The organism is Hydrogenobacter sp. T-2 (genome assembly GCF_033971325.1).
In the GTDB taxonomy this organism is placed as follows: domain Bacteria; phylum Aquificota; class Aquificia; order Aquificales; family Aquificaceae; genus Pampinifervens; species Pampinifervens diazotrophicum.
Genome location: NZ_CP117180.1, coordinates 17,251 through 41,657, shown reverse-complemented (window position 1 = coordinate 41,657; position 24,407 = coordinate 17,251). Strand labels below are relative to the sequence as shown.

35 protein-coding genes are annotated in these 24,407 nt (G+C 42.2%); 17 read left to right on the top strand and 18 right to left on the bottom strand.

From position 1 onward, the window contains the following. Positions 1–61 precede the first annotated feature (61 nt). Together IAE16_RS00235 and IAE16_RS00230 are read left to right on the top strand one after the other, a co-directional pair. Positions 62–676: a phosphoribosylanthranilate isomerase gene (locus tag IAE16_RS00235; RefSeq protein WP_323700693.1), complete on the top strand. Its 615-nt coding sequence runs from the start codon at positions 62–64 to the stop codon at positions 674–676. Continuing rightward, positions 648–1,031 (top strand): PaaI family thioesterase, encoded by a 384-nt coding sequence (locus tag IAE16_RS00230; RefSeq protein ID WP_323700692.1) that lies wholly within the window; start codon positions 648–650, stop codon positions 1,029–1,031. The genes IAE16_RS00235 and IAE16_RS00230 overlap by 29 nt, the downstream gene beginning before the upstream one ends. Here the strand turns inward: IAE16_RS00230 and htpX are convergent. Beyond that, positions 1,028–1,900, bottom strand: coding sequence for a zinc metalloprotease HtpX (gene htpX, locus IAE16_RS00225; RefSeq protein WP_323700691.1), 873 nt, complete (start codon positions 1,898–1,900; stop codon positions 1,028–1,030). The genes IAE16_RS00230 and htpX overlap by 4 nt on opposite strands. A gap of 227 nt (positions 1,901–2,127) precedes the next feature. Here htpX and IAE16_RS00220 point away from each other — a divergent pair, with 227 nt between their 5' ends. From IAE16_RS00220 to truA, 3 genes are read left to right on the top strand one after another with little or no spacing between them, the layout of a single operon-like run. Then, entirely contained in the window at positions 2,128–3,138 is a 1,011-nt protein-coding gene (locus IAE16_RS00220) for a PhoH family protein (protein WP_323700690.1), read from the top strand. Beyond that, positions 3,068–3,523, top strand: coding sequence for an rRNA maturation RNase YbeY (gene ybeY, locus IAE16_RS00215; protein ID WP_323700689.1), 456 nt, complete (start codon positions 3,068–3,070; stop codon positions 3,521–3,523). Before IAE16_RS00220 ends, ybeY begins: the two co-directional genes overlap by 71 nt. Positions 3,524–3,532: 9 nt before the next feature. After that, positions 3,533–4,255, top strand: coding sequence for a tRNA pseudouridine(38-40) synthase TruA (gene truA, locus IAE16_RS00210; RefSeq protein WP_323700688.1), 723 nt, complete (start codon positions 3,533–3,535; stop codon positions 4,253–4,255). Here the strand turns inward: truA and IAE16_RS00205 are convergent. The 6 genes from IAE16_RS00205 to IAE16_RS00180 form a co-directional block, all read right to left on the bottom strand. Next, positions 4,252–4,737, bottom strand: a complete 486-nt coding sequence (locus IAE16_RS00205; RefSeq protein ID WP_323700687.1) for an SCP2 sterol-binding domain-containing protein — start codon at positions 4,735–4,737, stop codon at positions 4,252–4,254. The two genes, truA and IAE16_RS00205, sit on opposite strands and share 4 nt — an antisense overlap. Before the next feature lie 108 nt (positions 4,738–4,845). Further along, positions 4,846–5,739 (bottom strand): acetylglutamate kinase, encoded by an 894-nt coding sequence (gene argB, locus IAE16_RS00200; protein ID WP_323701649.1) that lies wholly within the window; start codon positions 5,737–5,739, stop codon positions 4,846–4,848. After that, positions 5,739–6,617: a DNA adenine methylase gene (locus IAE16_RS00195; RefSeq protein ID WP_323700686.1), complete on the bottom strand. Its 879-nt coding sequence runs from the start codon at positions 6,615–6,617 to the stop codon at positions 5,739–5,741. The genes argB and IAE16_RS00195 overlap by 1 nt, the downstream gene beginning before the upstream one ends. After that, positions 6,614–7,543 (bottom strand): ACP S-malonyltransferase, encoded by a 930-nt coding sequence (gene fabD, locus IAE16_RS00190; protein WP_323700685.1) that lies wholly within the window; start codon positions 7,541–7,543, stop codon positions 6,614–6,616. Before fabD ends, IAE16_RS00195 begins: the two co-directional genes overlap by 4 nt. 12 nt (positions 7,544–7,555) lie before the next feature. Next, the gene (locus IAE16_RS00185; protein WP_323700684.1) at positions 7,556–7,792 is read right to left on the bottom strand and encodes a hypothetical protein; all 237 of its coding nucleotides are present in this window, start codon (positions 7,790–7,792) and stop codon (positions 7,556–7,558) included. 29 nt (positions 7,793–7,821) lie between these two features. Continuing rightward, a complete protein-coding gene (locus IAE16_RS00180) occupies positions 7,822–8,142 on the bottom strand; it encodes an MTH1187 family thiamine-binding protein (protein ID WP_323700683.1) in 321 nt (106 codons plus the stop codon). Between the two features lie 28 nt (positions 8,143–8,170). On the opposite strand from IAE16_RS00180, the gene IAE16_RS00175 reads away from it, so the two are divergent. Genes IAE16_RS00175 through IAE16_RS00160 form a run of 4 tightly spaced genes read left to right on the top strand, consistent with a single transcriptional unit; the run spans position 8,171 to position 11,726 of the window. After that, on the top strand, positions 8,171–9,148 hold the full coding sequence (locus IAE16_RS00175) for an ABC transporter permease (RefSeq protein WP_323700682.1): 978 nt from the start codon (positions 8,171–8,173) through the stop codon (positions 9,146–9,148). Then, positions 9,145–9,891, top strand: coding sequence for a dihydroorotate dehydrogenase electron transfer subunit (locus IAE16_RS00170; RefSeq protein WP_323700681.1), 747 nt, complete (start codon positions 9,145–9,147; stop codon positions 9,889–9,891). Before IAE16_RS00175 ends, IAE16_RS00170 begins: the two co-directional genes overlap by 4 nt. Beyond that, entirely contained in the window at positions 9,891–10,502 is a 612-nt protein-coding gene (locus IAE16_RS00165) for a riboflavin synthase (RefSeq protein WP_323700680.1), read from the top strand. The genes IAE16_RS00170 and IAE16_RS00165 overlap by 1 nt, the downstream gene beginning before the upstream one ends. Positions 10,503–10,511: 9 nt before the next feature. Then, positions 10,512–11,726 carry an EAL and HDOD domain-containing protein gene (locus IAE16_RS00160; protein ID WP_323700679.1) on the top strand — a complete coding sequence of 405 codons (1,215 nt, stop codon included), beginning with the start codon at positions 10,512–10,514 and terminating at the stop codon, positions 11,724–11,726. On the opposite strand, the gene ccsB is transcribed toward IAE16_RS00160, so the two are convergent. Genes ccsB through rpsF form a run of 5 tightly spaced genes read right to left on the bottom strand, consistent with a single transcriptional unit; the run spans position 11,723 to position 14,104 of the window. Next, positions 11,723–12,640, bottom strand: a complete 918-nt coding sequence (gene ccsB / locus IAE16_RS00155; protein ID WP_323700678.1) for a c-type cytochrome biogenesis protein CcsB — start codon at positions 12,638–12,640, stop codon at positions 11,723–11,725. The two genes, IAE16_RS00160 and ccsB, sit on opposite strands and share 4 nt — an antisense overlap. 18 nt (positions 12,641–12,658) lie before the next feature. Beyond that, positions 12,659–13,105: a 50S ribosomal protein L9 gene (rplI, locus tag IAE16_RS00150; RefSeq protein ID WP_323700677.1), complete on the bottom strand. Its 447-nt coding sequence runs from the start codon at positions 13,103–13,105 to the stop codon at positions 12,659–12,661. Positions 13,106–13,116: 11 nt separating this feature from the next. Beyond that, positions 13,117–13,332 (bottom strand): 30S ribosomal protein S18, encoded by a 216-nt coding sequence (rpsR, locus tag IAE16_RS00145; RefSeq protein WP_438617132.1) that lies wholly within the window; start codon positions 13,330–13,332, stop codon positions 13,117–13,119. A gap of 18 nt (positions 13,333–13,350) precedes the next feature. Further along, complete coding sequence (ssb, locus tag IAE16_RS00140; protein ID WP_323700675.1) at positions 13,351–13,743, bottom strand: single-stranded DNA-binding protein; 393 nt, start codon at positions 13,741–13,743, stop codon at positions 13,351–13,353. Between the two features lie 22 nt (positions 13,744–13,765). Further along, the gene (gene rpsF, locus IAE16_RS00135; RefSeq protein ID WP_323700674.1) at positions 13,766–14,104 is read right to left on the bottom strand and encodes a 30S ribosomal protein S6; all 339 of its coding nucleotides are present in this window, start codon (positions 14,102–14,104) and stop codon (positions 13,766–13,768) included. A gap of 71 nt (positions 14,105–14,175) precedes the next feature. Between rpsF and rbfA the strand changes: the two genes are divergently transcribed. From rbfA to IAE16_RS00120, 3 genes are read left to right on the top strand one after another with little or no spacing between them, the layout of a single operon-like run. Then, positions 14,176–14,496, top strand: a complete 321-nt coding sequence (gene rbfA / locus IAE16_RS00130) for a 30S ribosome-binding factor RbfA (RefSeq protein WP_323700673.1) — start codon at positions 14,176–14,178, stop codon at positions 14,494–14,496. Beyond that, on the top strand, positions 14,481–16,709 hold the full coding sequence (locus tag IAE16_RS00125; protein ID WP_323700672.1) for a DEAD/DEAH box helicase: 2,229 nt from the start codon (positions 14,481–14,483) through the stop codon (positions 16,707–16,709). The genes rbfA and IAE16_RS00125 overlap by 16 nt, the downstream gene beginning before the upstream one ends. A gap of 28 nt (positions 16,710–16,737) precedes the next feature. After that, the gene (locus IAE16_RS00120) at positions 16,738–17,283 is read left to right on the top strand and encodes a DUF4416 family protein (protein ID WP_323700671.1); all 546 of its coding nucleotides are present in this window, start codon (positions 16,738–16,740) and stop codon (positions 17,281–17,283) included. On the opposite strand, the gene murI is transcribed toward IAE16_RS00120, so the two are convergent. Then, positions 17,200–17,970, bottom strand: coding sequence for a glutamate racemase (gene murI, locus IAE16_RS00115; RefSeq protein WP_323700670.1), 771 nt, complete (start codon positions 17,968–17,970; stop codon positions 17,200–17,202). The two genes, IAE16_RS00120 and murI, sit on opposite strands and share 84 nt — an antisense overlap. Before the next feature lie 63 nt (positions 17,971–18,033). On the opposite strand from murI, the gene IAE16_RS00110 reads away from it, so the two are divergent. Next, positions 18,034–18,336, top strand: coding sequence for a c-type cytochrome (locus tag IAE16_RS00110; protein WP_323700669.1), 303 nt, complete (start codon positions 18,034–18,036; stop codon positions 18,334–18,336). A gap of 13 nt (positions 18,337–18,349) precedes the next feature. On the opposite strand, the gene IAE16_RS00105 is transcribed toward IAE16_RS00110, so the two are convergent. From IAE16_RS00105 to nadA, 5 genes are all read right to left on the bottom strand, one after another. Beyond that, entirely contained in the window at positions 18,350–18,694 is a 345-nt protein-coding gene (locus IAE16_RS00105) for a hypothetical protein (protein ID WP_323700668.1), read from the bottom strand. Positions 18,695–18,742: 48 nt separating this feature from the next. Next, positions 18,743–19,819 carry a flavodoxin-dependent (E)-4-hydroxy-3-methylbut-2-enyl-diphosphate synthase gene (gene ispG / locus IAE16_RS00100; RefSeq protein WP_323700667.1) on the bottom strand — a complete coding sequence of 359 codons (1,077 nt, stop codon included), beginning with the start codon at positions 19,817–19,819 and terminating at the stop codon, positions 18,743–18,745. After that, positions 19,795–20,616: a hypothetical protein gene (locus IAE16_RS00095; RefSeq protein ID WP_323700666.1), complete on the bottom strand. Its 822-nt coding sequence runs from the start codon at positions 20,614–20,616 to the stop codon at positions 19,795–19,797. The genes ispG and IAE16_RS00095 overlap by 25 nt, the downstream gene beginning before the upstream one ends. 90 nt (positions 20,617–20,706) lie before the next feature. Then, positions 20,707–21,048, bottom strand: coding sequence for a DUF29 family protein (locus IAE16_RS00090; RefSeq protein WP_323700665.1), 342 nt, complete (start codon positions 21,046–21,048; stop codon positions 20,707–20,709). A gap of 11 nt (positions 21,049–21,059) precedes the next feature. Further along, entirely contained in the window at positions 21,060–22,028 is a 969-nt protein-coding gene (gene nadA / locus IAE16_RS00085; RefSeq protein WP_323700664.1) for a quinolinate synthase NadA, read from the bottom strand. Positions 22,029–22,077: 49 nt separating this feature from the next. On the opposite strand from nadA, the gene IAE16_RS00080 reads away from it, so the two are divergent. The 4 genes from IAE16_RS00080 to der are packed head-to-tail and all read left to right on the top strand — an operon-like array spanning position 22,078 to position 24,401. Then, positions 22,078–22,392, top strand: coding sequence for a DUF190 domain-containing protein (locus IAE16_RS00080; RefSeq protein ID WP_323700663.1), 315 nt, complete (start codon positions 22,078–22,080; stop codon positions 22,390–22,392). Beyond that, positions 22,377–22,751, top strand: coding sequence for a fluoride efflux transporter CrcB (crcB, locus tag IAE16_RS00075; protein WP_323700662.1), 375 nt, complete (start codon positions 22,377–22,379; stop codon positions 22,749–22,751). Before IAE16_RS00080 ends, crcB begins: the two co-directional genes overlap by 16 nt. Positions 22,752–22,753: 2 nt before the next feature. Continuing rightward, a complete protein-coding gene (locus IAE16_RS00070; RefSeq protein WP_323700661.1) occupies positions 22,754–23,077 on the top strand; it encodes a DUF190 domain-containing protein in 324 nt (107 codons plus the stop codon). Between the two features lie 28 nt (positions 23,078–23,105). Next, positions 23,106–24,401 carry a ribosome biogenesis GTPase Der gene (gene der / locus IAE16_RS00065; RefSeq protein WP_323700660.1) on the top strand — a complete coding sequence of 432 codons (1,296 nt, stop codon included), beginning with the start codon at positions 23,106–23,108 and terminating at the stop codon, positions 24,399–24,401. The last annotated feature ends 6 nt before the right edge of the window (positions 24,402–24,407 follow it).

The window sequence follows — 24,407 nt, the reverse complement described above, 5'->3', positions numbered from 1 at the left end:
AAATATAGGCATTTCTTCAAAGAGAGAAAGTTAACCAAGTTATATAATATTCCTCACTTAAATGGTAAAAATAAAACTCTGCGGTTTTACAAGGGAAGAGGACATAAAAAAAGCGTTAAGCCTAAGGGTGGATTACTTAGGCATAATACTCTATTCCAAAAGTCCAAGGTATGTGGAGATGTGTAGGGCTGTGAAACTTCTTGAGGCTGTAAAGGGTTCCAAAAGTGTGGCGGTTATGGTAAACCCTACCCTGGAGGAGGCAAAAGAGGCTTTAGAGATGGGCTTTGACCTTATTCAACTTCATGGAGAGGAGAGCCTGGACTTTGCCATGGAAATTGGCATAGAAAGGGTCATAAAAGCCTTTAGGAGCTGTCTGGGGCTCAAGGTTCAAGAGGAGTGGAAAGAGGCACATGCGGTGCTTCTTGATGCTTGCTCAGAATCCTATGGTGGAAGTGGCAAGAGGTCTGATTGGAGCACTGCAAAGGGGCTCGTGGAAAGAGGCTTTAGGGTAATTCTCGCAGGTGGTTTGAATTCTGAAAGCGTTAGGGATGCTATAAGAACTGTAAAACCCTTTGGTGTTGATGTTTCCTCCAGCATAGAGGTAATCCCTGGCATAAAAGACCATAAAAAAATGGAGGAGTTTGTCCATGCAGTTAAGAACGCACTTGGAGATTGACACAAGCCTTAGCGGTGAGATTATTGAACTTTCTGAAGGCTCTGCGGTGCTTAAGCTAAAGACAGACCGTAGGATGGTGGCGGATGAGAAGGGTCTTGTGCATGGAGGCTTTATCTTTTCTCTTGCGGACTTTTGTGCTATGGCAACGGTAAACGAGCCAACGGTGGTATTAGCACAGGCAAGTATAAAGTTTTTAAAGCCAGTGGTGGTAGGAGATGAGCTTATAGCGGAGGGAAGGCTCATAAAGGCGGAGGGTAAAAAGCGATGGGTTTTTGTGGAGGTTAAAAGAGGAGAAGAGAAGGTCGCAGAGGGGGAGTTCCTCTGCGTAGTTCCAGAAAAACACGTGCTATCTTAGTATGCAAATACCCCCATCTGCCTTGCAAACTCCTTGAGCCTTGCAATTCTCTTTTCTGTAGATGGGTGTGTGGAGAAAAGCTCCCATATACCTTGACCAGAAAGGGGGTTCTCTATGAAAAGGTGGGCAGTTCCTTGGTTGACTTCCGCTGGTATTTGATGCACGTAGTTGTGTATCTTCTCAAGGGCACTGGCAAGGGCAAGAGGGTCTCCAGAGATCCTTGCACCAGTTTCGTCCGCCATATATTCCCTTGAGCGAGATATAGCCATTTGGATAATGGTGGCTATTATGGGTGTTATAATTATCATGGCTATGCTTGCTATAAGAGAAAGAGGATTGTTGTTATTCTCACCGTCCCTTGAGTGTCCAAATATGAGAGCCCATTGTAGCATGCTTACAAGGTAAGATATGGCACCCGCTATAGTTGCTGCCATGGTGGCAACCAAAACATCTCTGTTTTTTATATGTCCGATCTCGTGAGCGAGCACGCCTCTTAGTTCCCTTTCGTTCAAGAGCCTGAGTATGCCAGAAGTGACCGCCACCGCACCGTTAGAAGGTCCTCTTCCTGTAGCAAAGGCGTTGGGCTGTTCCATAGGGACAAGGTATACTTTGGGTTTTGGTATATTTGCCCTCTGGGCGAGCTCTTCCACCATCCTGTGAAGCCATGGAGCCTCCTCGTAGGGTATCTCCCTTGCACCATACATCTTAAGCACTATCTTGTCAGAAAACCAATAGGCGAGGAAGTTCATAATTCCTGCCAACACGAGGGCGATAGTCATTCCAACCCTACCACCTATCAGATTACCTACGAACAGGAAAAGACCCGTCAAAACTCCAAGCAGTATAACACTCCTTATTGCGTAGCCCATTTCCTTTTCCTCCTCCAGACAGCCATGATAAGGCTGACTGGGCTGGGGTATTTGTATCCCGCCTTTTTACACATGGACTGCCCCAGCAGGCGGTTTTGGTCCATGCCACAGGTATTTATATAAGTTTAAAATACAAACAAGAGAGGAAGCTGTCAACCCTAAATGATATAGCTCAGACTTGATTTTAAGGAGAGAGGATTTATATTTAACGAATAACCCATATTACAATGACAGAAAGAGTAGAGGAAAGGCTTGACCTTGGAAGCTTTGATGAGAAGTTCTACGCCATAGTTGGAAGAGGAGACGAAAACCTCAAGTATTTTTCACAGCTCTTTGATGTGAAGATATCCGCAAAGGGAACAGAGATACTCATAAGAGGAGAAGAAGACAGAGTCCGTGCAGTATACGATTTTCTAAAGGACATAATAAAAGAGCTAAGAACGTCCACCTTAACGCCTCAGGAGGTAAAAGAGAGAGCAAGAAATTACGTTAGGCTAAAGCTTGAAAGGGAAGAGACTCCAAGAGAAGAGATAATACTCATAACCCATAGGAAAAAGGCCATACTGCCAAAGACTCATACTCAAAACATATATGTGGACGCCATAAGGAACAACGATATAGTCTTTGGAATTGGTCCAGCAGGGACAGGCAAGACCTACCTTGCTATGGCAATGGCACTGGCACATCTAAAAGCAAACAAGGTTAATAAGATAATACTCACCAGACCTGCGGTAGAAGCTGGAGAAAAACTGGGCTTTTTGCCTGGTGGTATAGCGGAAAAGGTAGACCCATACCTTAGACCCCTTTATGATGCCCTTTACGACATGGTAGACTATGATAAGGCAAGTTACATGCTTGAAAGAAACATAATAGAGATAGCACCTCTTGCCTTTATGAGAGGAAGGACTCTCAACGATGCCTTTATAATCTTGGACGAAGCACAGAACTCTACAAAAGAGCAGATGAAAATGTTTCTCACTCGTATAGGTTTTGGCTCAAAAGTAGTTATAACAGGTGATATAACACAGATAGACCTTCCTAAGAGAGAGCAATCGGGTTTAGTAGAAGCCATAAAGGTTTTGCAAGGTATAGAAGGTATTAGCTTTGTGTGGTTTAAGGACGAGGACGTGGTCAGGCATCCTATAGTTGCGAGGATAATAAAAGCCTATGAAGAGTTTGAAAGAGCAAAGGAAGAACAGGGTTTTAGCAAGGAAGGAGAAGGGAAAGGTAAGGATTAGATGGGTTAGAGATATAGTTGGCAAGCTGTTAGATATTCAAGGCTTAGAAGGTATAGAGTTAAGCATATACCTAACAGACGATGAGACTATAAGGCTTCTAAACAAAAACTTTAGAGGCAAGGACAAGGCTACGGATGTCCTTTCTTTTATATACAAGGAGCAGGTAGGCGGATACAAACTCCTTGGCGAGATAGTTATATCTATAGACACTGCTAAAAGGCAAGCAAAAGAGTTAGGGCACAGCCTTGAAGAAGAGATAAAAAGGCTTTTGGTGCACGGCTTTGTGCATCTGTTGGGCTATGACCATGAGCTTGGAGAAGAGGAAGAGAAGCATTTTATGGAATTGGAAAAAAGGCTTATAGAAAGTCTTTCAAACTATTTATAATCCTATCTTATGCCTAACTACGTTTTGCTCCTTTCTTTTGTAGGGACAAACTTTCATGGCTGGCAGGTTCAACCTAATTTGAGGACGGTTCAAGGAGTGTTAAAAGAGGTCTTGGAGAAGATATTCCAGCACCCAATCAAACTAACAGGCTGTTGTAGGACTGACGCTGGCGTGCATGCGGTGGAGTATGTGGCTAATTTTCCAACGGAGAGTTTTTTTGACACGGAAACCCTTCTAAAGGCTTTAAATTCACTACTACCAGAGGATGTGGGTATAAAGAAGGTTTGGACACAAGAGGGCTTTAATGCCCGTTATCATGTAAAGGGTAAGGTTTACCTGTATAGAATTCTAAACACCCATGCAAGAGACCCTTTTCTTGAACCCTTCTGCTGGAGAATTCCCTACAAACTTGACTTTGAAAGGATGGCATCCATAGTTGGTCTCTTTCAAGGACTTCATGACTTTTCCGCCTTTGCTAAACTTGAAGAAGAAAAGGAAACTCGCATACACGTTCAAGAGGCAAGTCTAATAGGAAAGGGAGACCTTATAGAGTTTAGAATAAAGGCAAGAAACTTCCTTAGGTATATGGTTAGAAGAATTGTGGGAAGTCTTGTATATGTGGGACTTGGAAAACTTGAACCAAAGGACATAGAAGAGTTCTTAAGTGGAAAGGGCAAGTGCCCCTACACCGCAAAGGCTAAGGGCCTTACCCTTGAGAAGGTATTACTTTAGGGACACCTGCTTGCATTGTGTGGTGGATCATCCACCATATCAAGAAAGGCTTCAAAGGGTCCCATGTTTTTCATGGCGACACCTCTCGGTCCTTCAAACTTGAGCCTTCCTAACATCATTGCCCTCATAGGTCCGTATTCCTTTCTTCCCATCTCTAACCATCTTTTTGTCTCCGCATACATAAGAAAGTCATCCTTGCCCCTTTTGTCCTTTGCAGGTCCTCCGTAAACGCAAACCGCCTTACCTCCCTCATTTTTTATTGTGAGTTGTATTTGCTTGGCATCCCCGCAGTCTTCCCTGTAAAGGAATAGCTTCCTCTCAGGAACTGCAACCCAGCTTTCACTTTTTCCCAATTGCTCAGAAAGTTGAGGCGTTTTATTCCATGCTTCACACAATGCCTTTGCATACTCTCCGTCCATAAAAACAGGTGCGGACAGTACAACACCGCTAAAACTTAGCAGTAGAAAATAGAGCTTTCTCATCTTATAACCTCCCAACTGGATTTATTGTCTAAAGCATAACACCAGTTTTTTCATGTTTCCATTAAAGTTTGTTATTTTTCAATAAAACATATGAATGTGTTTATATGCTTATTCCACTATCTCCGTCCCTATACCTTCTTCAGTGAAGACCTCTAAAAGTATGGAATGAGGAACTCTACCATCAATTATATGGACTTTCCTAACACCAGATTGCAGTGCCTTTATAGCACTCTTTATCTTTGGTAGCATGCCTCCTTTTATAACGCTTTGCTGTATAAGCTCGTAAACTTTGTCCTTGTTAAGCGTTGGTATGAGCTTTCCTTGAGCATCCTTTACACCTTCTGTGTCTGTTAGAAAAATTAGCTTTTCCGCCTTGAGTGCTTTTGCAACCTCTGAAGCTACTAAGTCCGCATTTATGTTGTAAGCCTCTCCCCTTTTGCCTACACCTATAGGAGCTATAACTGGTATATAACCCTTTTCCATAAGTGCATGGAGTAGCTCTGTGTTTACACTTTCCACTTCACCCACAAAGCCTATATCTTCCTCTGGCACTTCAAGACCAAGCTCTGTGAAGTATTTTTCCTTATCCAATTTCTTAGCCCTTATAAGTTGCCCATCCCTGCCAGAGAGACCCACCGCATATATATTCTGACCGCTATGCATGTTTATAAGCGCCACTATGTCCTTGTTTATATCACCGGATAAAACCATTTCAACTATATGAATGGTATCCTCGTCAGTCCTTCTCATTCCGCCTACGAAATGAGCTTTTACCCCAAACCTCTCAAGGGTCTGGCTTATTTGAGGACCACCTCCATGAACCACCACAACCCTTATACCCACATACCTCAGAAGCACCACATCCCTTGCAAAGCTCTCTCTTAGGCTTTCCTCTGTCATAGCCGAGCCACCATACTTTATAACAAAGGTCTTACCGTAGAACTCCCTTATGTAAGGGAGAGCGGACTGCAGAGTCTTAGCCTTTTCTATATACTGCTCTATCATGCGTAATATTTTGCCACCTTCTGAAAAAGAAGGTGCTGTCTTTTTAGACTGCTAAGAAAGCTGTCAAGAGGATAGTTAGTTATCAAAAGCTCGTCTCCTTCTCTAAGATAGCTTCTTCCATAGTTTGTCATGCCATACTTTAGCTTCCATCCCAGCAAGTAAAAGTTTTTATACAGTTCCCTTATATATGGGCTGTTGTCGTAAGTTATCATAACCTTGTGTTTACAATCCTTCACGAGCTCTGCAAGTCTTTCATGGTTAAAGCTAACGTGAAGAGTGCCTCTCTTCCCATACAGCTTAGAAGATTGTGCGGAAAAGTAAGGTGGGTCAAGAAATACAAATACATCTTCTCCTTTCGCTGTAAGAAGCTCTTCGTAATCACCCCAAACCACTTCAACTTTCTTCAAAACTCTGCTAACTTCAAAAAGCCTTTCAATAGAGCTTTCTGTAAATCGCTTCCTAAAAGCAGACTCTGAATAACCTCCACAATCTACCGTTCCAGAAAAGGTTATTCTATTAAGCACATAAAAGTCAACTGCACGTTCAAAACAGCTATTTAGCCTTTCTCTTCGTCCCATAAGCTCCTCAAAGAGCCTTCTACCATCAAGAAAAGAGGATTTTATAAGCCTGATTTCCTTTATGAGCTTTTCTGGCATTTCCTTAAGCGTTTTCCAAAAGCAATACAAGTCATAGTTTATATCACCCATTATGTATTTCGCATCTGGCTTTATCTGAGCAAAATACAAGGTCATGCTTGCTCCACCACACATAGGCTCTCTAAATTCCCTAAAGTTAGGCACGAATTTGGATAAGAAATTTACCGCTTTTGACTTGCCTCCGGGGTATCTAAGAGGAGATTTAACAGGATTTATCATATAGCCTTCAAAACCTTCTCTAAATCCTCCATCTTTTCTACGTTAAAAACCCTTACATTCCGCACCGTCTGTTGAATAAGTTTAGACAGAACATTCTTAGGACCTATTTCCACGAAGGTGTCTACCCCCTGTTCTACCATATAAAGCACACTTTGAAACCACTTCACTGAAGAGAATATCTGCCTGTATAGGTTTTCTCTTATTTCAGGTGCCATTGTGTGGGCTTTTGCAGTGTAGTTTTGGACTATTGGTATGTTTATGTTCTTTATAGGAGTTTGAGCGAGCTTAAGCCTAAAGGCGTCCGCTGCAGGCTTCATCAAAGAGCAATGTGAAGGCACAGAAACCTTTAGAGGTATTACCTTACCACCCATCTGTTTGGCAATTTCACCCGCCTTTTCCACCGCAGTCTTTTCTCCAGATATCACTGTTTGCTCTGGAGAGTTGTAGTTGGCGGGTTCTACCACACCGTGTTCTTGTGCGAGCCTGCAGGCTTCTTCTACCTTCTCGGGTGGCAATTTTAAAACCGCATACATGGCACCCAATCCTTCTGGCACTGCTTCCTGCATGTATTTGCCTCTAAGGTTTGCAAGCCTGACCGCCTCAAAAAGCTCCACACCACCCGCTACCGCAAGTGCGGTATATTCTCCAAGCGAGTGTCCAGCCACAAAGTCTGGCTCTGGAAAACCCCTTGCCTTCATAGCTGCGTATATGGCAAGACTTGTGGTAAGTATGGCAGGTTGGGTGTTTACGGTTCTGTTTAGTTCCTCCTCGGGACCTTTAAAGATGATATCTGTGAGGTTGTATCTGAGGGCGGTCTCCGCACTATGAAAGACATCCGCAGACTCAGAAAACTCCCTATAAAAGTCATACCCCATACCCACATATTGAGAACCTTGTCCCGGAAAAACATAAGCTAACTTTCCCATGAGTTTTTTATTTTAACCCATATCTTTTAGCTTTTCCCTTATAAGCTCCCAGCTCCACCAAGTGGCTTCGTGGACGGGCATGGATTTTCCTATGTTTTCTTCCGTCCCTTCAACCCATACCACCTTTCCGTCAGTAAGCAGTTTGAAGTTTCTCGTCCTTGATGACCATCTCCAGAAGTTGTGAGGTCCTATGCCAAGGGCTTTTTTGAAAAGCTCAAGCTCATTGGGTAAAAGAGGTCTGCCTTGCATGCTTTAATTATAAACCCTCTTAGCCTACTCTAACTTGTTTTCTTTATTTCCCTTCCAATCTTTTCCTCTACGGATTTTACCTTGCTGAAAATTCTTCCAGACTTTCCTTCCCTGTAGTCTATCTTCATAGTTATGGATATGCGAGGACAGTCTTTTTTTAGAGCTTCAAAGCCCTCTTTCAAAACAGACATGACCTCATCCCATGTTTCTCCCTCTATTATGGTCCCCATAGGAGTAAGCACATAGGGCAGTCCAGACCTGTCTACTATATCTACAACCCTTGCCACATACTCGCTGACGCTCTCCCCTTTACCCAAGGGTGTCATACTCACAAAGACCAGCACACTCATGGCTTAAATATTTTATACTATTCAAACTGTGAGGCTTGCCTTTCCTCTAACCATAATAGGCTTTTTCCTCTTTCTTGCAGTCTTTGCGGACTTTATTGCACCCTATCCTTACGACCTTCAAAACAGAACCGCACCCTTCCATCCTCCCACAAGGATACACCTATTCAAAGATGGAAGTCTTACCTTTCCCTACGTGCACTCTCACAGAATGACAGACCCTCTCTTTAAGGTATACGAGGAAGACAAAAATGTTGCCTGCAAGCTAAGATTTTTCGGAAAAACAGAATACGGATATAAACTCCTCTCTGTGGAAGAGCCATGCCATATATACCTCTTAGGCACGGACAAGCTGGGTAGAGACATTTTCAGTAGGCTTGTATACGGCTCAAGAGTTTCCTTGACAATAGGTCTTGTGGGCGTAAGCATAACCTTCCTTCTTGGCAGTCTAATAGGTGGCATTTCTGGATACTTTGGCGGAAAAGTGGACACTCTTATAATGAGGCTTGTTGAGGTGCTTTTGGCAATACCTACCTTCTATCTTATGCTCTCCCTTAGGTCTGTTTTCCCTCTCACTATGGAGAGCTTTCATGTTTTTCTGATGGTTATTTTTATCCTTTCCTTTCTTGGATGGGCTGGGCTTGCAAGGGTTGTAAGGGGTATGGTGCTCTCCATAAGGGAGAAGGAGTTTGTCCAATCCGCAAAGACTTATGGTGCTGGCACGCTTAGGATATTAAGAGTCCACATCTTGCCAAATGCCTACTACTATCTTATAGTTTCCGCAACTCTTTCTTTCCCGGGATACATACTGGCGGAAGCCTCTTTGAGCTTTCTGGGTTTGGGCATTCAAGAACCTTTTCCCAGCTGGGGCAACATGCTCTCTGATGCGAGAAATGTAAATCTTGTGGTCGCACATCCATGGATACTCTCTCCAGGTATTGCACTTTTTCTCCTTGTCATAGCCTTTAACCTTCTTGGAGATAATCTCCTAAGGAGTGGCAAAAAATGAAGGACTTGCTCTGCAAAGTGATGGAAAATCGCAATGTAAGGGGAAGATTGTTTATTCTTGAGCTCCATGCACCAGAAATCGCAAAGTCCGTTAAGGCTGGGCAGTTTGTGATGCTTAGGGTTTCTAAGAGCCTTGACCCTATGGGAAGGAGAGCCTTTGCGGTTGCAGATGTAAGGGGTGAAAATATCCTTATCTTCTACGACCTCTTAGGGAGAGGGACAAGGCTGTTGTCTAAAATAAAGGAGGGAGAAGAGATTTGGACCTTTGGTCCTCTTGGTAAAGGGCTTTTCTCTGAAGAAGGCGAAAAGCATCTACTTCTTGGTGGTGGTGTGGGGCTTGCAGGGCTTAGCCTATGGGGCAAGGAGCTTAGAGCAAAGGGCAAAAAGGTTGTCTTTGTTTATGCGGGCAGATCTGAGGAGCATTTGGGTATGGAAGAGTGGCTAAAGGAAGAGGGCTTTGAATACATACTCTACACAGAGGATGGAAGCATTGGCAGGAAGGGTCTTATAACGGAGGTGCTAAAGGACTTTGACAGCTCTTGGATTGTCCATGCTTGCGGACCAAAGGGCATGCTGAGAGCTTTGAAGAATTTAAACAGTGGACATAGAATGTATTTTTCTCTTGAAAGTAGGATGGCATGTGGATGGGGTGTGTGTCTTGGATGTGTGGTGAAAACTCCTGAAGGCTACAAAAGAGTTTGCTACGAGGGTCCAGTTTTACCTGCGGAGGAGGTGCTTTTCTGATGTTTACGGGTCTTGTGGAGAGAGTGGGTAGGGTAGAGGTTCTAAAGGGAGGAAGGCTTGTTTTAGATGCAGGCTTTGAGGATGTGGTGCTTGGAGAGAGTATAGCGGTCAACGGCGTATGTCTTACGGTGGTAAAGATTGACCGCAATATTTTGGAGTTTGACCTATCTGAAGAAACACTAAGCAGGAGCAATCTGAGGTCTTTAAAAAGAGGAGATTATGTAAACTTGGAAAGGGCTCTTAGACTATCTGACAGGCTCGGTGGGCATATCTTGCAAGGGCATGTGGACTTTACATCTCCCATAGTTAAACTGCAAAGAATTGGAGAACACTGGTCTTTAATTATTGAAATAAAACCCGGTTACGAAACGTATTTTGTAGAAAAGGGGTCTGTAGGCATAGACGGTATAAGCCTTACCATAAACAAAGTTGATAGACAATACATACACATAAATGTTATACCGCATACCTATCAAAATACCAACTTGAGGTTTAGAAAATTAGGAGATATGGTAAACGTAGAGGTGGATATAATAGGCAAGTATGTAATGAACTACCTTCAAAGACTCAAAGGTGGTAATTTGCAGAACCTTTTGGATAACCTATTATAATATAAATGCATGAACGTGGTATGTAAACAAGCAATATATAACAGAGAGGGAAAGATAGCTTTCTACGAGGTATTTCTTCAAGATAGAAGCACTGGTGCATACCCAAAGGACTTTGACCCACTTAAGGCTACGAGTATAGCTATAGACGTGCTTACTGAAATAGGACCTCAAAAGGTGGGAAATGGTAAGTTAGTTTTTGTGAACGTGCCCGCTATATTTCTTGAGGCTTCCATGTTTGACCTGCTATCACCTCAATATGTGGGTATAGAGCTTGTTGAAAACAAAAGACTTAGCAATACACTCTTTGAAGCTATAGATATTCTTATAAAGCGAGGTTTTAAATTTTGTATAGACGATTTTGGCTTTGAAAAAATAGACTACTTGCCACTTCTCAATAAATGCCACTTCGTTAAGATAGACATAAAGAATAATCCCTACAAAGAGGAAGAGCTGAGTGAGGTGATAAGCATATTAAAAAGCCTAAAAAGAGGTATAATAGTCAAGAATATAGAGACCAAACAAGAATATGAAAAAGCTTACGAGCTTGGATTTGAATATTTTCAGGGAATTTATCTCTCGAGACCTGCATTGGTTAAGGATACAAGAACTATATCCTTTCTTAAATCAACTATACTGCAGATATATAACGCTATAAAATCCAAAGATATGAAGAAAGTTATTGAGGTTATAGAGAAGGATGTGGGGGTAACATACAAACTCCTAAAGTTTGTAAACTCAGCCTATTTTCCGAAGGCGAGGGAGTTCAGCAATGTGGAAGATGCAGTTGTCTACCTTGGACTTGAAAATGTTGCCAAGTTTACCATAGTGCTCGCCCTTTCTGATATGTTTGTAGAAGAAAAAGAAAAGGAACTTTGGAGGAAAGCCCTTTTCAGGGCAAGTCTCGGTGAGAAGATTGCGGAGATAAACGCAAAAGAAATGAAGGATAAGGCTTACTTAATGGGTTTGTTTTCTCTCTCATGGGAGATATTAGGACAAAAACCAGAGGATATAGCAAGAGTTTTGCTTCTTGACAGAGAAATAGTTGAAGCTTACGAAAACAGGTTAAGCCTTCTTGGGTTCATACTCTCTCTTATAGACCTCTTGGAAGACAATAGAGATGAGCAAACCGTAAACAAAGTGGCAAAGGTTTTGGGGACCTCGTCAGAGAATATAAAGAAGATATTGGAAGAAGCAAGGCTTGAAGCTGAGAAGTTTGTTTCTTAATCAGTTGCATAACTGTGAAGCCCTGGAAAGAAAAGATTTACCGCAAAGAAGCATATTAGCACCGTTATAAAGCCAAAAATCACCATCCAGGCTGTTCTCTTCCCTTTCCATCCAAGCATCTGCCTTGCATGCAGGTAAGCTCCAAAGAAGAGCCACACTATAAGAGACCACACCTCCTTGGGATCCCAGCTCCAGTATCCACCCCAGGCTTCGTTTGCCCACGCAGCACCTAGTATTATGGAAGCAGTCCATATGGGAAAGACTATAACTATGGATTTGTAAGTAATCTCATCAAGTAAGTCCTTTGATGGTAGAGGCAGGTTTGAAAACCTATCCTTTAGAAGATACAAAACCGCACCACCAAAACCTACCGTAAAGCCCGCATAGCCTATAAACGCAGTAACCACGTGGAGATATAGCCAGTAGCTCCTCAAAGCTGGCATCAGTGGAACTATCTCTTTTGAAGCGTAAAAAATGGCAAAAGCAGACAGTCCAAAAACCACAGGAACCACCACGGCACCAAGTAGCCTTATACCATACTTTCTTTCAAGAAACAGGTATATAAAGCCTACCACAAAACTCCAAAAGGTAAGGGCTTCAAAGAGGTTGCTCCATGGTGGATGTGGCACGCCGAGCTCATAGGTTTGAATAGTTCTTCTTATCATGCCTGCAAGGTTCAGAATAAGGCCCAGAGAAAGGGTAAGTGTTGCTATATTCTGCACTAACCTATCTCGCAGAAAAAGAGTGCTCGCGTAAACTATAGAAGACAAGGCATAGGCAAGGGTTGCGGACTTATACCAAAAGGTATTATCAACCCCTATCGTTCCAAGAAGTCCACCAATCAGCAGTATAAAAAGCCACAGGAGAAAACCAAAACTCCTTGTTCCTCCTTTTTCAAAGGTTATTTCCCTCATAGCTCTTATAAATATAGTCTATTCCACAGGTTTGACATCCACCTTTATGTTTACGCTAACTTCCGGATGTAGCCTTAGGGTAATCGTATACATGCCTATATCTTTTATTGGGTTCTTGAGCATAACCTTTTTCCTGTCCACATCAAAACCCTTTTCCTGAAGGGCTTGAGCTATGTCTTGCGATGTTACAGAACCAAAGAGCTTTCCTTTCTCACCTACCTGTCTAACAATTTCTAGTGTAAGTCCTTCCATTTTTTTGGCAAGTGTTTGTGCCTTCTCTTTTTCTTTTTGGAGCTTTCTTGCCCTCTGTGAGAGGATGCTATTTACATGGTTGAGGTTTCCCTCTGTAGCTGGCAAAGCTATTCCTCTGGGTATAAGATAGTTTCTGGCAAAGCCATCCTTAACACTTATAACATCTCCAAAACTTCCGTAACCTTCAAGGTCTTTTATAAGCACCACCTTCATGACTTACCTCCTCAGGCTACAAGATACGGCAGTAGAGCGAGCTGTCTTGCTCTTTTTATCTCTCTGGCAAGCATTCTTTGGTGCTTTGCACATACACCTGTTTGCCTTCTACCTATTATCTTGCCCCTTTCTGTCATAAACCTTCTAAGTTCCTCATAGTTTTTATAGCTTGGGTCTTTTTTCGCGTCACAGAAGGGACAACTCTTTTTTGCAGACCTTTTGATCATATCCATCCTAAAACCTCCTTAAAAGGGTATTTCATCATCTTCTGAACTAAAGGGTTTTCCCATAGTTTCCTCGGGTATATCTTCTTCCTTCAATGGTAACTCCTCTACAGGCTCCTCCATCTTGGGTTTGTTTATTATTCTTACGCTATCCGCGACTATTCTTATCCTGCTTTGTGTTTTACCTTCCTTATCTACCCACCTTTCTTGAGTGAGCCTACCTTCTATTACTACCGTATAGCCTTTTGATACACGACTTACAAGGCTTTCTGCAAGTTTACCGTAGGCTTTGACCTCAAAAAAGTGGCTTTCTTCTTTCCATACATCACCTACCATGTATCTCCTGTTGTATGCAATAGGAAACTCCACTATTTGATTGCCTAAGGAGCTATACCTCATAACTGGGTCTTTCACTAACCTTCCTATGATAATAACCCTATTGAGCAACCTTCTCTCCTTCTTGGGTCTTTACCTGTATGTTTAGCCAGCGTATTATATCTTCGCTTATTTTGTAGTAAAAGTCAAGCTCGTTAGTAAGCTGTGGTTCTTCAGACCTTATATGAATTATGAAGTATCTGCCGTGGTTAAAGCCTTGTATAGGGTATGCAAGCTGTTTTGTGCCCCAGTCTGTTGTGTTTAAGACTTCTCCGCCCTTCTTTTGGACAAAGTCCTTTACTTCCTGAAGTTTCCTTTGGACTTCATCCTCCGTGAGAGTGGGTTTGAAAACCAAAACACTTTCGTAGTTCCTTACTGTCCTGTAATACCTTCTTGCCATCCTTACCTCCTGGGCTTTAATGGTCCCTGCTCTATGGCAGGAACGAGGTTATATTCTAAAATTATATCACAATGGACAGAAAAAAGGCAAGATTGGAAAAATTGCTTATGGAGGAGATAGCGAGCCTTATATTCAAAGAGCTAAAGGACCCAAGGCTTGCGGATGTGGTGATAACCTACGTGGAGCTTTCACAGGATATGAGAAAAGCAAAAGTTTACTTCACTACCCTTCAGGAAGGTAGGGAAAAGGAAGCGGAATCTGCCCTCAGACATGCAAGCACCTATATAAGGTCTCAACTTGCAAAGAGCCTTAATCTTAAGAGAGTCCCAGAGCTTGAATTTCTTTTTGATAAAGAACTCAAAAGAATGGAAAGAATATGGCAGAAACTTTGACCGTCTATCTTCTCAAAGAGAGTTTATATAGTGTTAATCCACCTTCTGGAAAGCTACTGTATTTTACAAACCAAGACAATGAGGTAAAGTCCGAAGAACTCTTAAGAGCGGTTGAGGTAGACCCAAAGATACCCTATTCTTTTTTGAACCCTATTCAGACCCTTTTTTATAAGCTCTACAAGGGAGGCAATGCCCTTGTGTCTTCACCCACTTCCTCTGGCAAAAGTCTAATAGCTTATCTCTTTATGAAAAACTTTGAGGGAAAGGTGGTATACACCGCACCCACAAAGGCATTGGTAAAGGAAAAGGCGGTTGAGTTTAGAACCTATTATGGTAAAAGTGTAGAAATGAGGACTGGTGATAGTGTGTTGGAGAGTTATAAAGAGGTTAGGGCAAAGGTGGTTGTAAGCACCTATGAAAACCTTGCTTATGCCTTCAGGAATTCCTCAAGGTGGTTGCAAGAGGTGGAAGCGGTGGTAATAGATGAAGTCCATCAAATTAGTAAAAGGTGGATGTTAGAAGAGATAATAACTGCATGTAAAAAAATGGACTTAGCCATGCTGTGCCTTTCTGCAACTCTTCCAGGTTTAGAGGAGTTGTCTGAATGGATAGGTGCAAACCTTGTTATAAAGAGTGCTTGGCGACCTGTTCCATTGCACAGAGAAGTGATGAACCTTACCAAGTTCAAACCCATAAGAAAAGAGCTGGAGGGTGAGGACCTTATAGCAGAAAGGCTTTTGTCCGCCCTGTTTTCACTCAAACAGCGAGGAGAACAAGTTATACTCTTTGTCCCTAAGAAAAGTCTTGGTTGGAAAACGATTGAATTGGCAAAGGAAGAAAAAATAGGCATAATGAACCAGACACTGCCTTTTGAAGTTGAAGAGGAAAGAGAACCAGAGATAGCTTTTCATAATGCGGACATACCAAAGGAAGAAAGGGAAGAGATAGAGAAGGCTTTCAGAGAAGGGAAACTTCAAACCCTCATAGCTACCCAAACTCTCGCCTATGGTGTAAATCTCCCTGCAGATAGGGTGATTATTTTTGCTAAGTTTTTCAGAAAAAAGGGTAAGCTCAAAAGTATACCTGACAGTCTTGATATACTCCAGATGGAAGGAAGGGCAGGAAGACTTGGCATAAGAGAAGAGGGATACTCAAACCTTTTGGTTTATGGTGCAAGGGATAAGGACCTTCAAAGGGAGCTTGAGTGTGCCCTTGAAAAACCCTTTACTACCGCAGTAATGGAGGATGCTGAAGACACTGCCTTGAGCTTTTTCCTATTGCTTGCTCACATGTATGAGGGTAAAAACTACGAAAACTATCTAAGAAACACCTACTCTTTCAAAAAGGTTAGCAAAGAAAGGATGGAGAGAATTGAAAGGTTTCTAAGAACTCATGGCTACTTGGAAAGCTATAACCCAAGTCAAAAGGGACTATTTTGTATAAGAACCGGTATACCACCTCTTAGCTTTGAAGAGTTCCTCAGAAGAAGAAGCTTAGACCTTGACCCTATAACCACCGTAAGACCCCTTTTGTATATGAAAAAGTTTAACGGGCTCTATAGCTTTCTTAAGTCCGCAGAAGGCTTTTTAGAAGAATTAAAGGTAATAAGAGGCATGCTCCTACCTTGTGGAGAAGAGTGCCTCAAAGACAACACGGACCAACTTCTTTTTTATGTGAAAGGTTTAACTGTGAAATATCCCAACATAAAAAACCCACCTGGTGAGTTTTCTTACCTTGGCACAGATGCTTTGCATCTTTTGAGAAACCTTATGGAGATAAACAGGCACAAGTTTTACAGGTTTTCAAGTATTGAAATGCTTCAGATAGCTCACGCTTTGAAGTATGGCATAAAACCAGAGTATTCAAGTATTGCAGGTATAAAGGGAATAGGTCATATAAGGGTTAATATGATTAAAGAAGTTCTCAAAGAGCTTAACTTAGAACCACCACAGATAGGTGTGCCAGTGGAAAACTTCTTGGAGATGGTCAAAAGGGAGGACTTTTGGGAGCTGTTGCTTGAGAAGTTAGCAAAATACAGGAAACTAAACCCAAATAGGGCTAAAGAAGAACTTCAAAGGATAAGGAAGACCTTTCAAAATAACCGTAGAGGCTATATGGTGGACGATAAGATAATACTTGCATACAACCTATTTTTGGAAGGTGCGGTAGCACTCAAAAAGACCAAGCGAGAGTTAATAGAAGTTATAAGATAGCAAAGCTATGGAGCTTGCAAAACCTATAATGGCTATACTATACAGGGAAGAAGGATTGTTGGAAGACTTCCTTTTAAACCTTAAAGTGGAGAGAGTTTCTCAGAGCTTTTACTTTGAAGGCTTACAGAGATACTATGGCAAAGAGATGGGAGATGGACTCTTCAAGAGATTTCTAAGTCTCAAGGGTTTTATGAAAAAAGAGGAGCTTGTGGACTTTAAACTTTGGGCTATGAATATGGAGAGAAAATATGCTTTGGACTCTAAAAGAAGGCTCAACATAGACCCCGGTTATGTGGATGAGAGCCATCTTGTGCTTGCATCTTCCAAAAGAAGAGGTGGCAGGCTTTATTTAGGAAAGGGAGTCTATGGAGAAATGGAATATCTCTTTGTATATGGTCGCTTTAGACCACTGTATTGGACCTATGGAGACTACAGGGACAAAAGGGTTAAAGCCTTCTTTGAAGGTGTAAGGGAAGACTTTCTTAAGCAACTAAACCTTGCAAGGCAGAGTAAGGAGCTTGTAGTCAATAGGTTCACCCAAGATAAGCTCTATGAGGAAATTAAGGCTTGGTGAATGGTCTGTAAAGTATAGGCTAAGACTTGAAGAACCAGACCTTTCCACAAAGGGCATTATCTCAAGTGCGGTGCTTTCCGCAGAATCTATCACTTTGACAGATTCACCCATGAACTCTTCTATAACAGGTTTAAGCAGTGGATAGTGAGTGCAGGCAAGTATGAGAGTATCTATATCTTTGTCCTTTAGCTCCGTAAGGTAGTATTCCACTACCCTTTGGGCTATATCACCATTGAGGATTCCTTCTTCCACCAGAGGAACAAAGAGAGGGCAGGCTTTTTGAAAAACCTCAATACCCTTAGACCTCAAAAGCCTACCATAGGCATCACTTGACACAGTAGCCTTTGTTCCTATAACTCCAACCCTTCTATTTTTTGTAGTATCAAGTGCATGCTTGACTCCCGGCTCTATCACTCCAAAAACAGGAATTGAAAAATTCTCTCGCAGAACATCCAGGGCGTAGGAGCTTGCGGTATTGCAGGCAATTATAAGCAGGTCCACGCCCTCGGAAAGCAAGAACTCTGCACCCTCTAAGCTGTATCTTATGACAGTTTGTGCGGATTTGTTGCCATATGGCACCCTTGCGGTATCTCCAAGGTAAACAAAGTCAACCTCTGGATACTTATCTCTTAGAGCCTTGAGAACAGTAAGCCCACCAACACCCGAGTCAAAAAGACCAATTTTCATCTTTTTTTCATCCTTCTTGTGTATTATAATACCTTAAGAGAATTCAAGTAAGGAGGTGTTAGCATGAAGAGAGTAGCCTTAACTTTGGCGGTGGTTATAGGTCTCACAGGAGCATCCTTCGCCAGTGAACAGCTTGCAAGGCAGAAGGGCTGTATGGCATGCCACGACATGAGGGCAAAGAAGGTGGGACCTACTTATACGGACATAGCTAAGAGGTATGCAGGCAGAGCGGACGCTGTGGATTACTTGGCAGGCAAGATTAAGAAAGGTGGTGCTGGTGTTTGGGGTTCTGTTCCTATGCCACCTCAAAACGTCTCTGATGCAGAGGCAAAACAACTTGCCCAGTGGATAATGTCCATAAAGTAAACCAAATGGGGGCTTATGCCCCCTCTTCTAAAGGATTACATCTGTTTATATTCCCAAAGCACTTAGGACATAGGTCAAAAAATACAAGAAGTCCAAGACCTCCCAGCATCATATTAACCTGAGTTATCACAAGGTTTTCTTGCCTTTCTGGCAAAACCTGATACTTCTCAAGCCTTATGCCACAGGCGGTAAGACCCTCCTCTTCTCCAAGTTTGTGAAACTGAAAAACCAACCTTTTGGTTCTCCTACACTTCATCCATCTTGGTGTAAGGTCAAGAAGGACAAAGTTTATCTGAATATTGGGGTCAACAAGCTGAGCCTTCTGGAGCATTCTTTCAAACTTTTCTCTTTCTGTCATAGTAGATATATATTTAGCACAATAGCCTATGAGGTTTTGTGATATAAGTCAATTCTGGATATTTTCTATCTCCTCAAGGAGTGCTTTTGCCATCTCTTCTTCGCTTACCTTTTTTATAGGTTTGCCCTCTTTAAAGAGCCATGCAAAGCCTTTGCCACAGGCAAGACCTATATCCGCTTCACGAGCCTCACCTATGGCATTTACCACACAGCCCATTATGGCAACTTTTAAAGGCTTTTGTATGTGTTTTAGCTTTTCTTCCACCTCTCTCACCACCTTTGGCAGGTCTACCTCTATTCTTCCACAGGTAGGACAGGCGATTATTTCTATGCCTCTCCTTCTTAGACCAAGGGACTGTAATATGGCGTAGGCGGTTTCTATCTCCACCTCTGGGTCGTCGGTTAGAGAAACTCTGACCGTGTCCCCTATGCCCTTATATAGGAGAATGCCTATACCCACAGAGGATTTGACTATGCCCTTTAGACCCATTCCTGCCTCTGTTATGCCTATGTGGAGTGGTATGTCTGTATGTTGAGCAAAAAGCTCGTTAGCCCTTATGTTTTCCAAAACGTCAGAGCCCTTAATGGAGACCTTAAAGTTATAAAAGCCCCATTTTTCAAACCTCTCAGACCAACGCATAGCACTCTCAAAAAGTGCCTCCGCACAGGGATAGCCATATTTGTCCAAGAGGTCCTTTTCAAGAGAGCCAGAGTTTACACCTATGCGTATGGCTACGCCTTTTTTCCTTGCCTCTTCCACTATTTCTCTTACTATCTCCTCTTTCCCTATATTTCCAGGGTTTATCCTAATGCCATGCACACCCTTCTCCATAGATTTGAAGGCGTAAGAGGGTGCAAAGTGGATGTCCGCTATCACCGGTATGGGGGAGTTTTTTACGATATCTGGTAGGGCTTGCAAGTCTTCTTCGTGTGGCACTGCTACACGCACAAACTCACAGCCTGCTTTTGCAAGCCTTTTTATCTGCTCAAGGGTTGCCTCTATGTCATGCGTTTTTGTAGAGGTCATGGATTGCACCACAATGGGTGCATCTCCACCTATCTTTACAGAGCCTACCTGTATTTGACGAGTTTTCCTGCGTGTTATAGGGGCTTCTGTCTTAACCATATATTTTCTCCTTGCCTAACTTCTTCAAAAGAAAGGCTCAAAAGCTCTTCAAAGGAGTAGTTTAACACATCCAATCCTGCGTATTCTGTCAGTTCTTTGTTTGCTATCCTCTTTGCCTTCTCTGTTAGCTTGTCAATATCTTCCCTCAAGCTATTTGCATATTCTAAGCTTAGCTCTATGTTTATCCTACTAATATTTATCTCTTCCCACAACTCTCTTTGCCTTTCGGGGAAGGTATTAGCCTTTAGTAAGGTAAGGTTTTCTAAGATGTCTACGAGGTTTTCTACAAGTTCATGCTCTATGTATAGTTTTAGCCTTTCTAAGACAGATAAGAAGTCTTCGTGCTTGCGATAGTCTATTACCATAAGTTTAGTCAACTCATCAAGAAAAACCCTTGCTATTTCCTCATCACACACCCCATTTTCTAAGACCAAAACATCCCTTACTTCCCTTGTAATTTCCTCAGATAGCCTGCCCTCTGGAACGTAGTCAAGTATAACTTCCCACAAGCGAGGGTCTATCTCAAGCAAACGGTTTATTCTGCTCCTCGTTTTCTTGTAAAGCAGGTCGTAATATCCATCCTCGCTATGACATAGCCTATAGCTTATAAGCCCTATAAACTCTCTTAAGAACTTACGTCTTGTAGAGGTTTTGTAGTAGTGCATAGCGGAGAATAACTTTTCCAGTCCTATGGCATGTATAACTTTTTCAGAAAGACCTTTTTCCTTAAGTAGAGATATAATCTCCTTTATCCAAAGGTAGTAGTCCCTTTCGTAAAGTTTTTTAACCTGCATCATGTCCATATGTATTACCTCTTGCTCTTAGTATAAATTATCCAACCCATCCTTAATTGCCAGTGTAACATTCCAAGTGTCATGCATGGCTATTTACATGTAATATGAGTAATAATACACGAGTATAGTTTCCCAGTTGTAGGGACACCCTTCTGGGAAATCCTCTTTACTGAGCTTTATATCTCCTTCCAAATCTTTTATCACCAGCTTCTTTGCTTTTTCCCACGCATGGTTTTTTATTAGATCGTCAATCTTCTTCTCCAGACTTGGATAATCTTCCAATATCTTTCTCAAGTCCCTTATTTGAGTTCTGATAGTTTTTAACCACTTGATTCCACCTTGGGAATACTGCCTATAATTCTGAAACTTATAGATATGAGCCAGTATAACCGCAAGTCTATTTATAGCTTCTTGTTCTGCACTTTTGAAGCCCATCTGTTAAAATTTTATGACAACTCAAGCATCCTCAATATTGGTCTCTTTGCCTTTTCAATTATATCTTCTGGTAGCACCACCTCGTTTATCTCTTCCTTTAGGGTTTGGTAGACCTTCGGTAAAGTTATGCCCTTCATGGTGCAACAGTAAACAGTCCCGCAGTAGTTCATAGACTCTGGGAATATATATTCTTTGTTGGGGTTTTTCTTCATGAGAGTGTGCTTTAGACCCACCTCTGTTATCACTATGACCTTGTCCGCTTCACAGGTGGTAGCATAGTTGATTATCTGAGAGGTAGAGCCCACAAAGTCCGCAAGCTCTATAACCTTTGGATGGCATTCAGGGTGCACCGCGGTCTTGGCATCTGGATATAGCTCCTTTAGTTTTTGAACCTCTCTTGCGGTAAACTCAAAGTGTGGAGGGCAAAAGCCTTGCCATATGATAAACTCCTTGTCTGGCACATGCCTTTTGACCCAGTTTCCAAGGGCTTGGTCGGGGATAAAGATTATCTTTTTAGATGAGAGCTTTTGCACCACCTTAATGGCATTGGCGGAAGTCACGCACACGTCAGAGACCGCCTTTACATCCGCATTGGTGTTTACATAGGCAACCACTTCCGCATCTGGATGCTTTTCCCTTAGCCTTAGCACATCCTTTGCGGTTATCATATCCGCCATAGGACAGCCAGACTCTGGATTAGGATGAAGCACCTTCTTTGTGGGGTTTACTATCTTAGCGGTCTCACACATAAAACGCACGCCACAGAAAACTATGATGTCCGCATCCGTTTGGCTTGCCTTACGAGAAAGCTCCAAAGAGTCTCCCACAAAGTCCGCAATGTCCTGCACCTCCGGTCTTTGGTAGTAGTGGGCAAGGATAACCGCATTTTTCTCCCTTGCGAGCCTACGGACTTCTTGCTGAAGCTCTTTTATATCCTCACTATTTAGCTCACTTTCTTTTATGAGTTCTACCTGTAGCATAATGAGAGATTATATTACTTGCCAAGGCTCGTGTTAAGATTTAAATCATATGGAGTTCGTGCTCGTTCGTATATTTCTAAGGGAAGATGACAGGCTTGAGGGCAAGCCAGCATACAGAAGACTGCTTGAGCTATTAAAGGAGTATGGCATCGGTGGTGCTACGGTGCTTAAGTCCATAATGGGCTACGGGACTACTGGAGAGGTTCATTATGAAGGTCTTGAGGTGCTCTCATACAGCCTGCCTGTAGTGTTGGAGTTTGTAGAAGAAGAGCAAAAGGCTATGCAAGCCATAGAAAGGTTGCTTCAAAAAGCTAAAGTTGGTCTCATAACCCTTGAGAGGGTAGTCCTTTGGTATTCCTCTTAGCCATAGCCATAGGTGGTGCGGTTGGGTCTGTTTTGAGGTTTTTGGTTTCCAAGTTTATTCAAACAAAAGCGGGCATTGACTTTCCTGTAGGCACGCTCCTTGTTAATCTTTCCTCTGCTTTTTTGATAGGTTTTTTCTTTGCCTTTTTTGTAGAAAGGCTTGACCTTTCTCCAAACCTTAGGGCTTTGCTTATAACGGGTTTGCTTGGTGGATATTCTACTTATTCCACGCTCTTTTATGAAGCCTATTATATGCTTTTAAACGGGGAATGGTTAAAAGCACTTCTATATTTACTACTTAGCAATGGGTTAGGTTTGCTCTTCGTAGCCCTGGGATATGGACTTGGTAAAATGTTATAAACATGCAGTGTGAAACCGCTATTTTGGTTAGGATGTTTTTTGGTGAGAACAACAAATACGAAGGAAAGCCTCTTTATAGGTATGTGGTGGAGTTTTGTAGGGAAAAGGGTATTGCTGGTGCTACGGTTTTTAGAGGTATACTTGGCTATGGAAAGTCTTCTGTAATACACAAAGCGAGTATCTTTAGTCTATCTTCTGACCTTCCAATAGTAGTAGAGATAGTGGATTGTGAGGAAAAGGTTCAAGAAATTCTGCCTGAGCTTTCAAGACTTGTGAAGGAAGGTATAATAACCCTTGAAAAAGTAAAGGTTATAAAGCCTTCGTAAGGGAAATTTGCTTTAGAATAGTTTCCTAATGGTTGACATTCTCATAGTGGGCAGACCTAACGTAGGAAAGTCTACTCTCTTTAACAGGCTCATAAGGAGAAGAAAAAGCATAGTTCATGACGTGCCCGGAGTTACCAGAGATATGGTAGAAGGTGTGGTTCAGTGGCGAGATAGGACTTTTACCGTTGCGGATACGGGAGGTGTGCTTGAGAAGGGTGATGAGATAGCAGAGGGCATTAAGAGGCAGGTGCAAAGAGTTTTGTCTGAAGCTAAGGCGATAATATTCGTAGTGGATGGAAGGGAATGGCTTACCGCAGGAGACCAGTATATAGCTAAGCTACTCTATCCATATAGGGAAAAGGTATTTATGGCAATAAACAAAATTGATACAGACCGCTTAGAGGACAAAGTTTATGAATTTTATTCTCTTGGCTTTGAAAGGGTCTTTCCTATATCCGCACAGCATGGAAGGGGTATAGGCGAGCTTCTTGATAGCCTTATAGAACTTATTCCAGAGGGTGAGGAGAAAAGTATAGAAGGCATACGCATAGCTTTCGTGGGAAGACCTAACGTGGGAAAGTCATCTCTAATAAACGCCATACTAAAAGAGGAAAGAGTTATAGTCTCTCCAATTGCAGGAACTACAAGGGATGCTATAGAAGTGCCCTTTTCCTTTGAAGGAAAAGACTTTGTTCTCATAGATACCGCAGGTATAAGGAGAAGGAGCAAGGTTGAATACGGCGTAGAGTTTTTCTCTGTAGGTAGGTCCATAAAAGCCATAGAGCTTTCGGACATATCCTGCCTTTTGATTGACCTCTCAGAAGGCATAACCGACCAAGACAAGAAGATAGGTGGTCTTATAGAAAGAAGGCACAAGGGATGCGTAATAGTGGGCAACAAGGTGGACTTGGTAAGAGCAAGCAAGAGGGAGATAGAAAGTTATATAAGAAAGGAGCTGTATTTTCTTGATTTTGCACCCATTGTGCTAACTTCTGCTATTAAGGGGCAAGGAGTGGAGGACCTGCTTAGGGCTTGCGAGCTTGTTTGGAAAGATTACAACATACAACACAAAACTTCCTTTGTAAACAGAGCAATAGAAAAGGTCATAAGAGAAAAACATCCACCATCTAAGAAGGGAAAGGAAGTAAAGATATACTACGCCTTTCAGGAGAGCACAAGACCACCAACCATTGTGGTATTCACAAACGACCCAGAGCTTTGGAGAAAGGATTACCTGAGGTTTTTTGAAAAGAAACTTAGAGAGCATCTTCAAATAAAGTATTCACCTTTAAAAATTGTGCTAAAAGGTAGACAAGATGAGTAGTTTTCG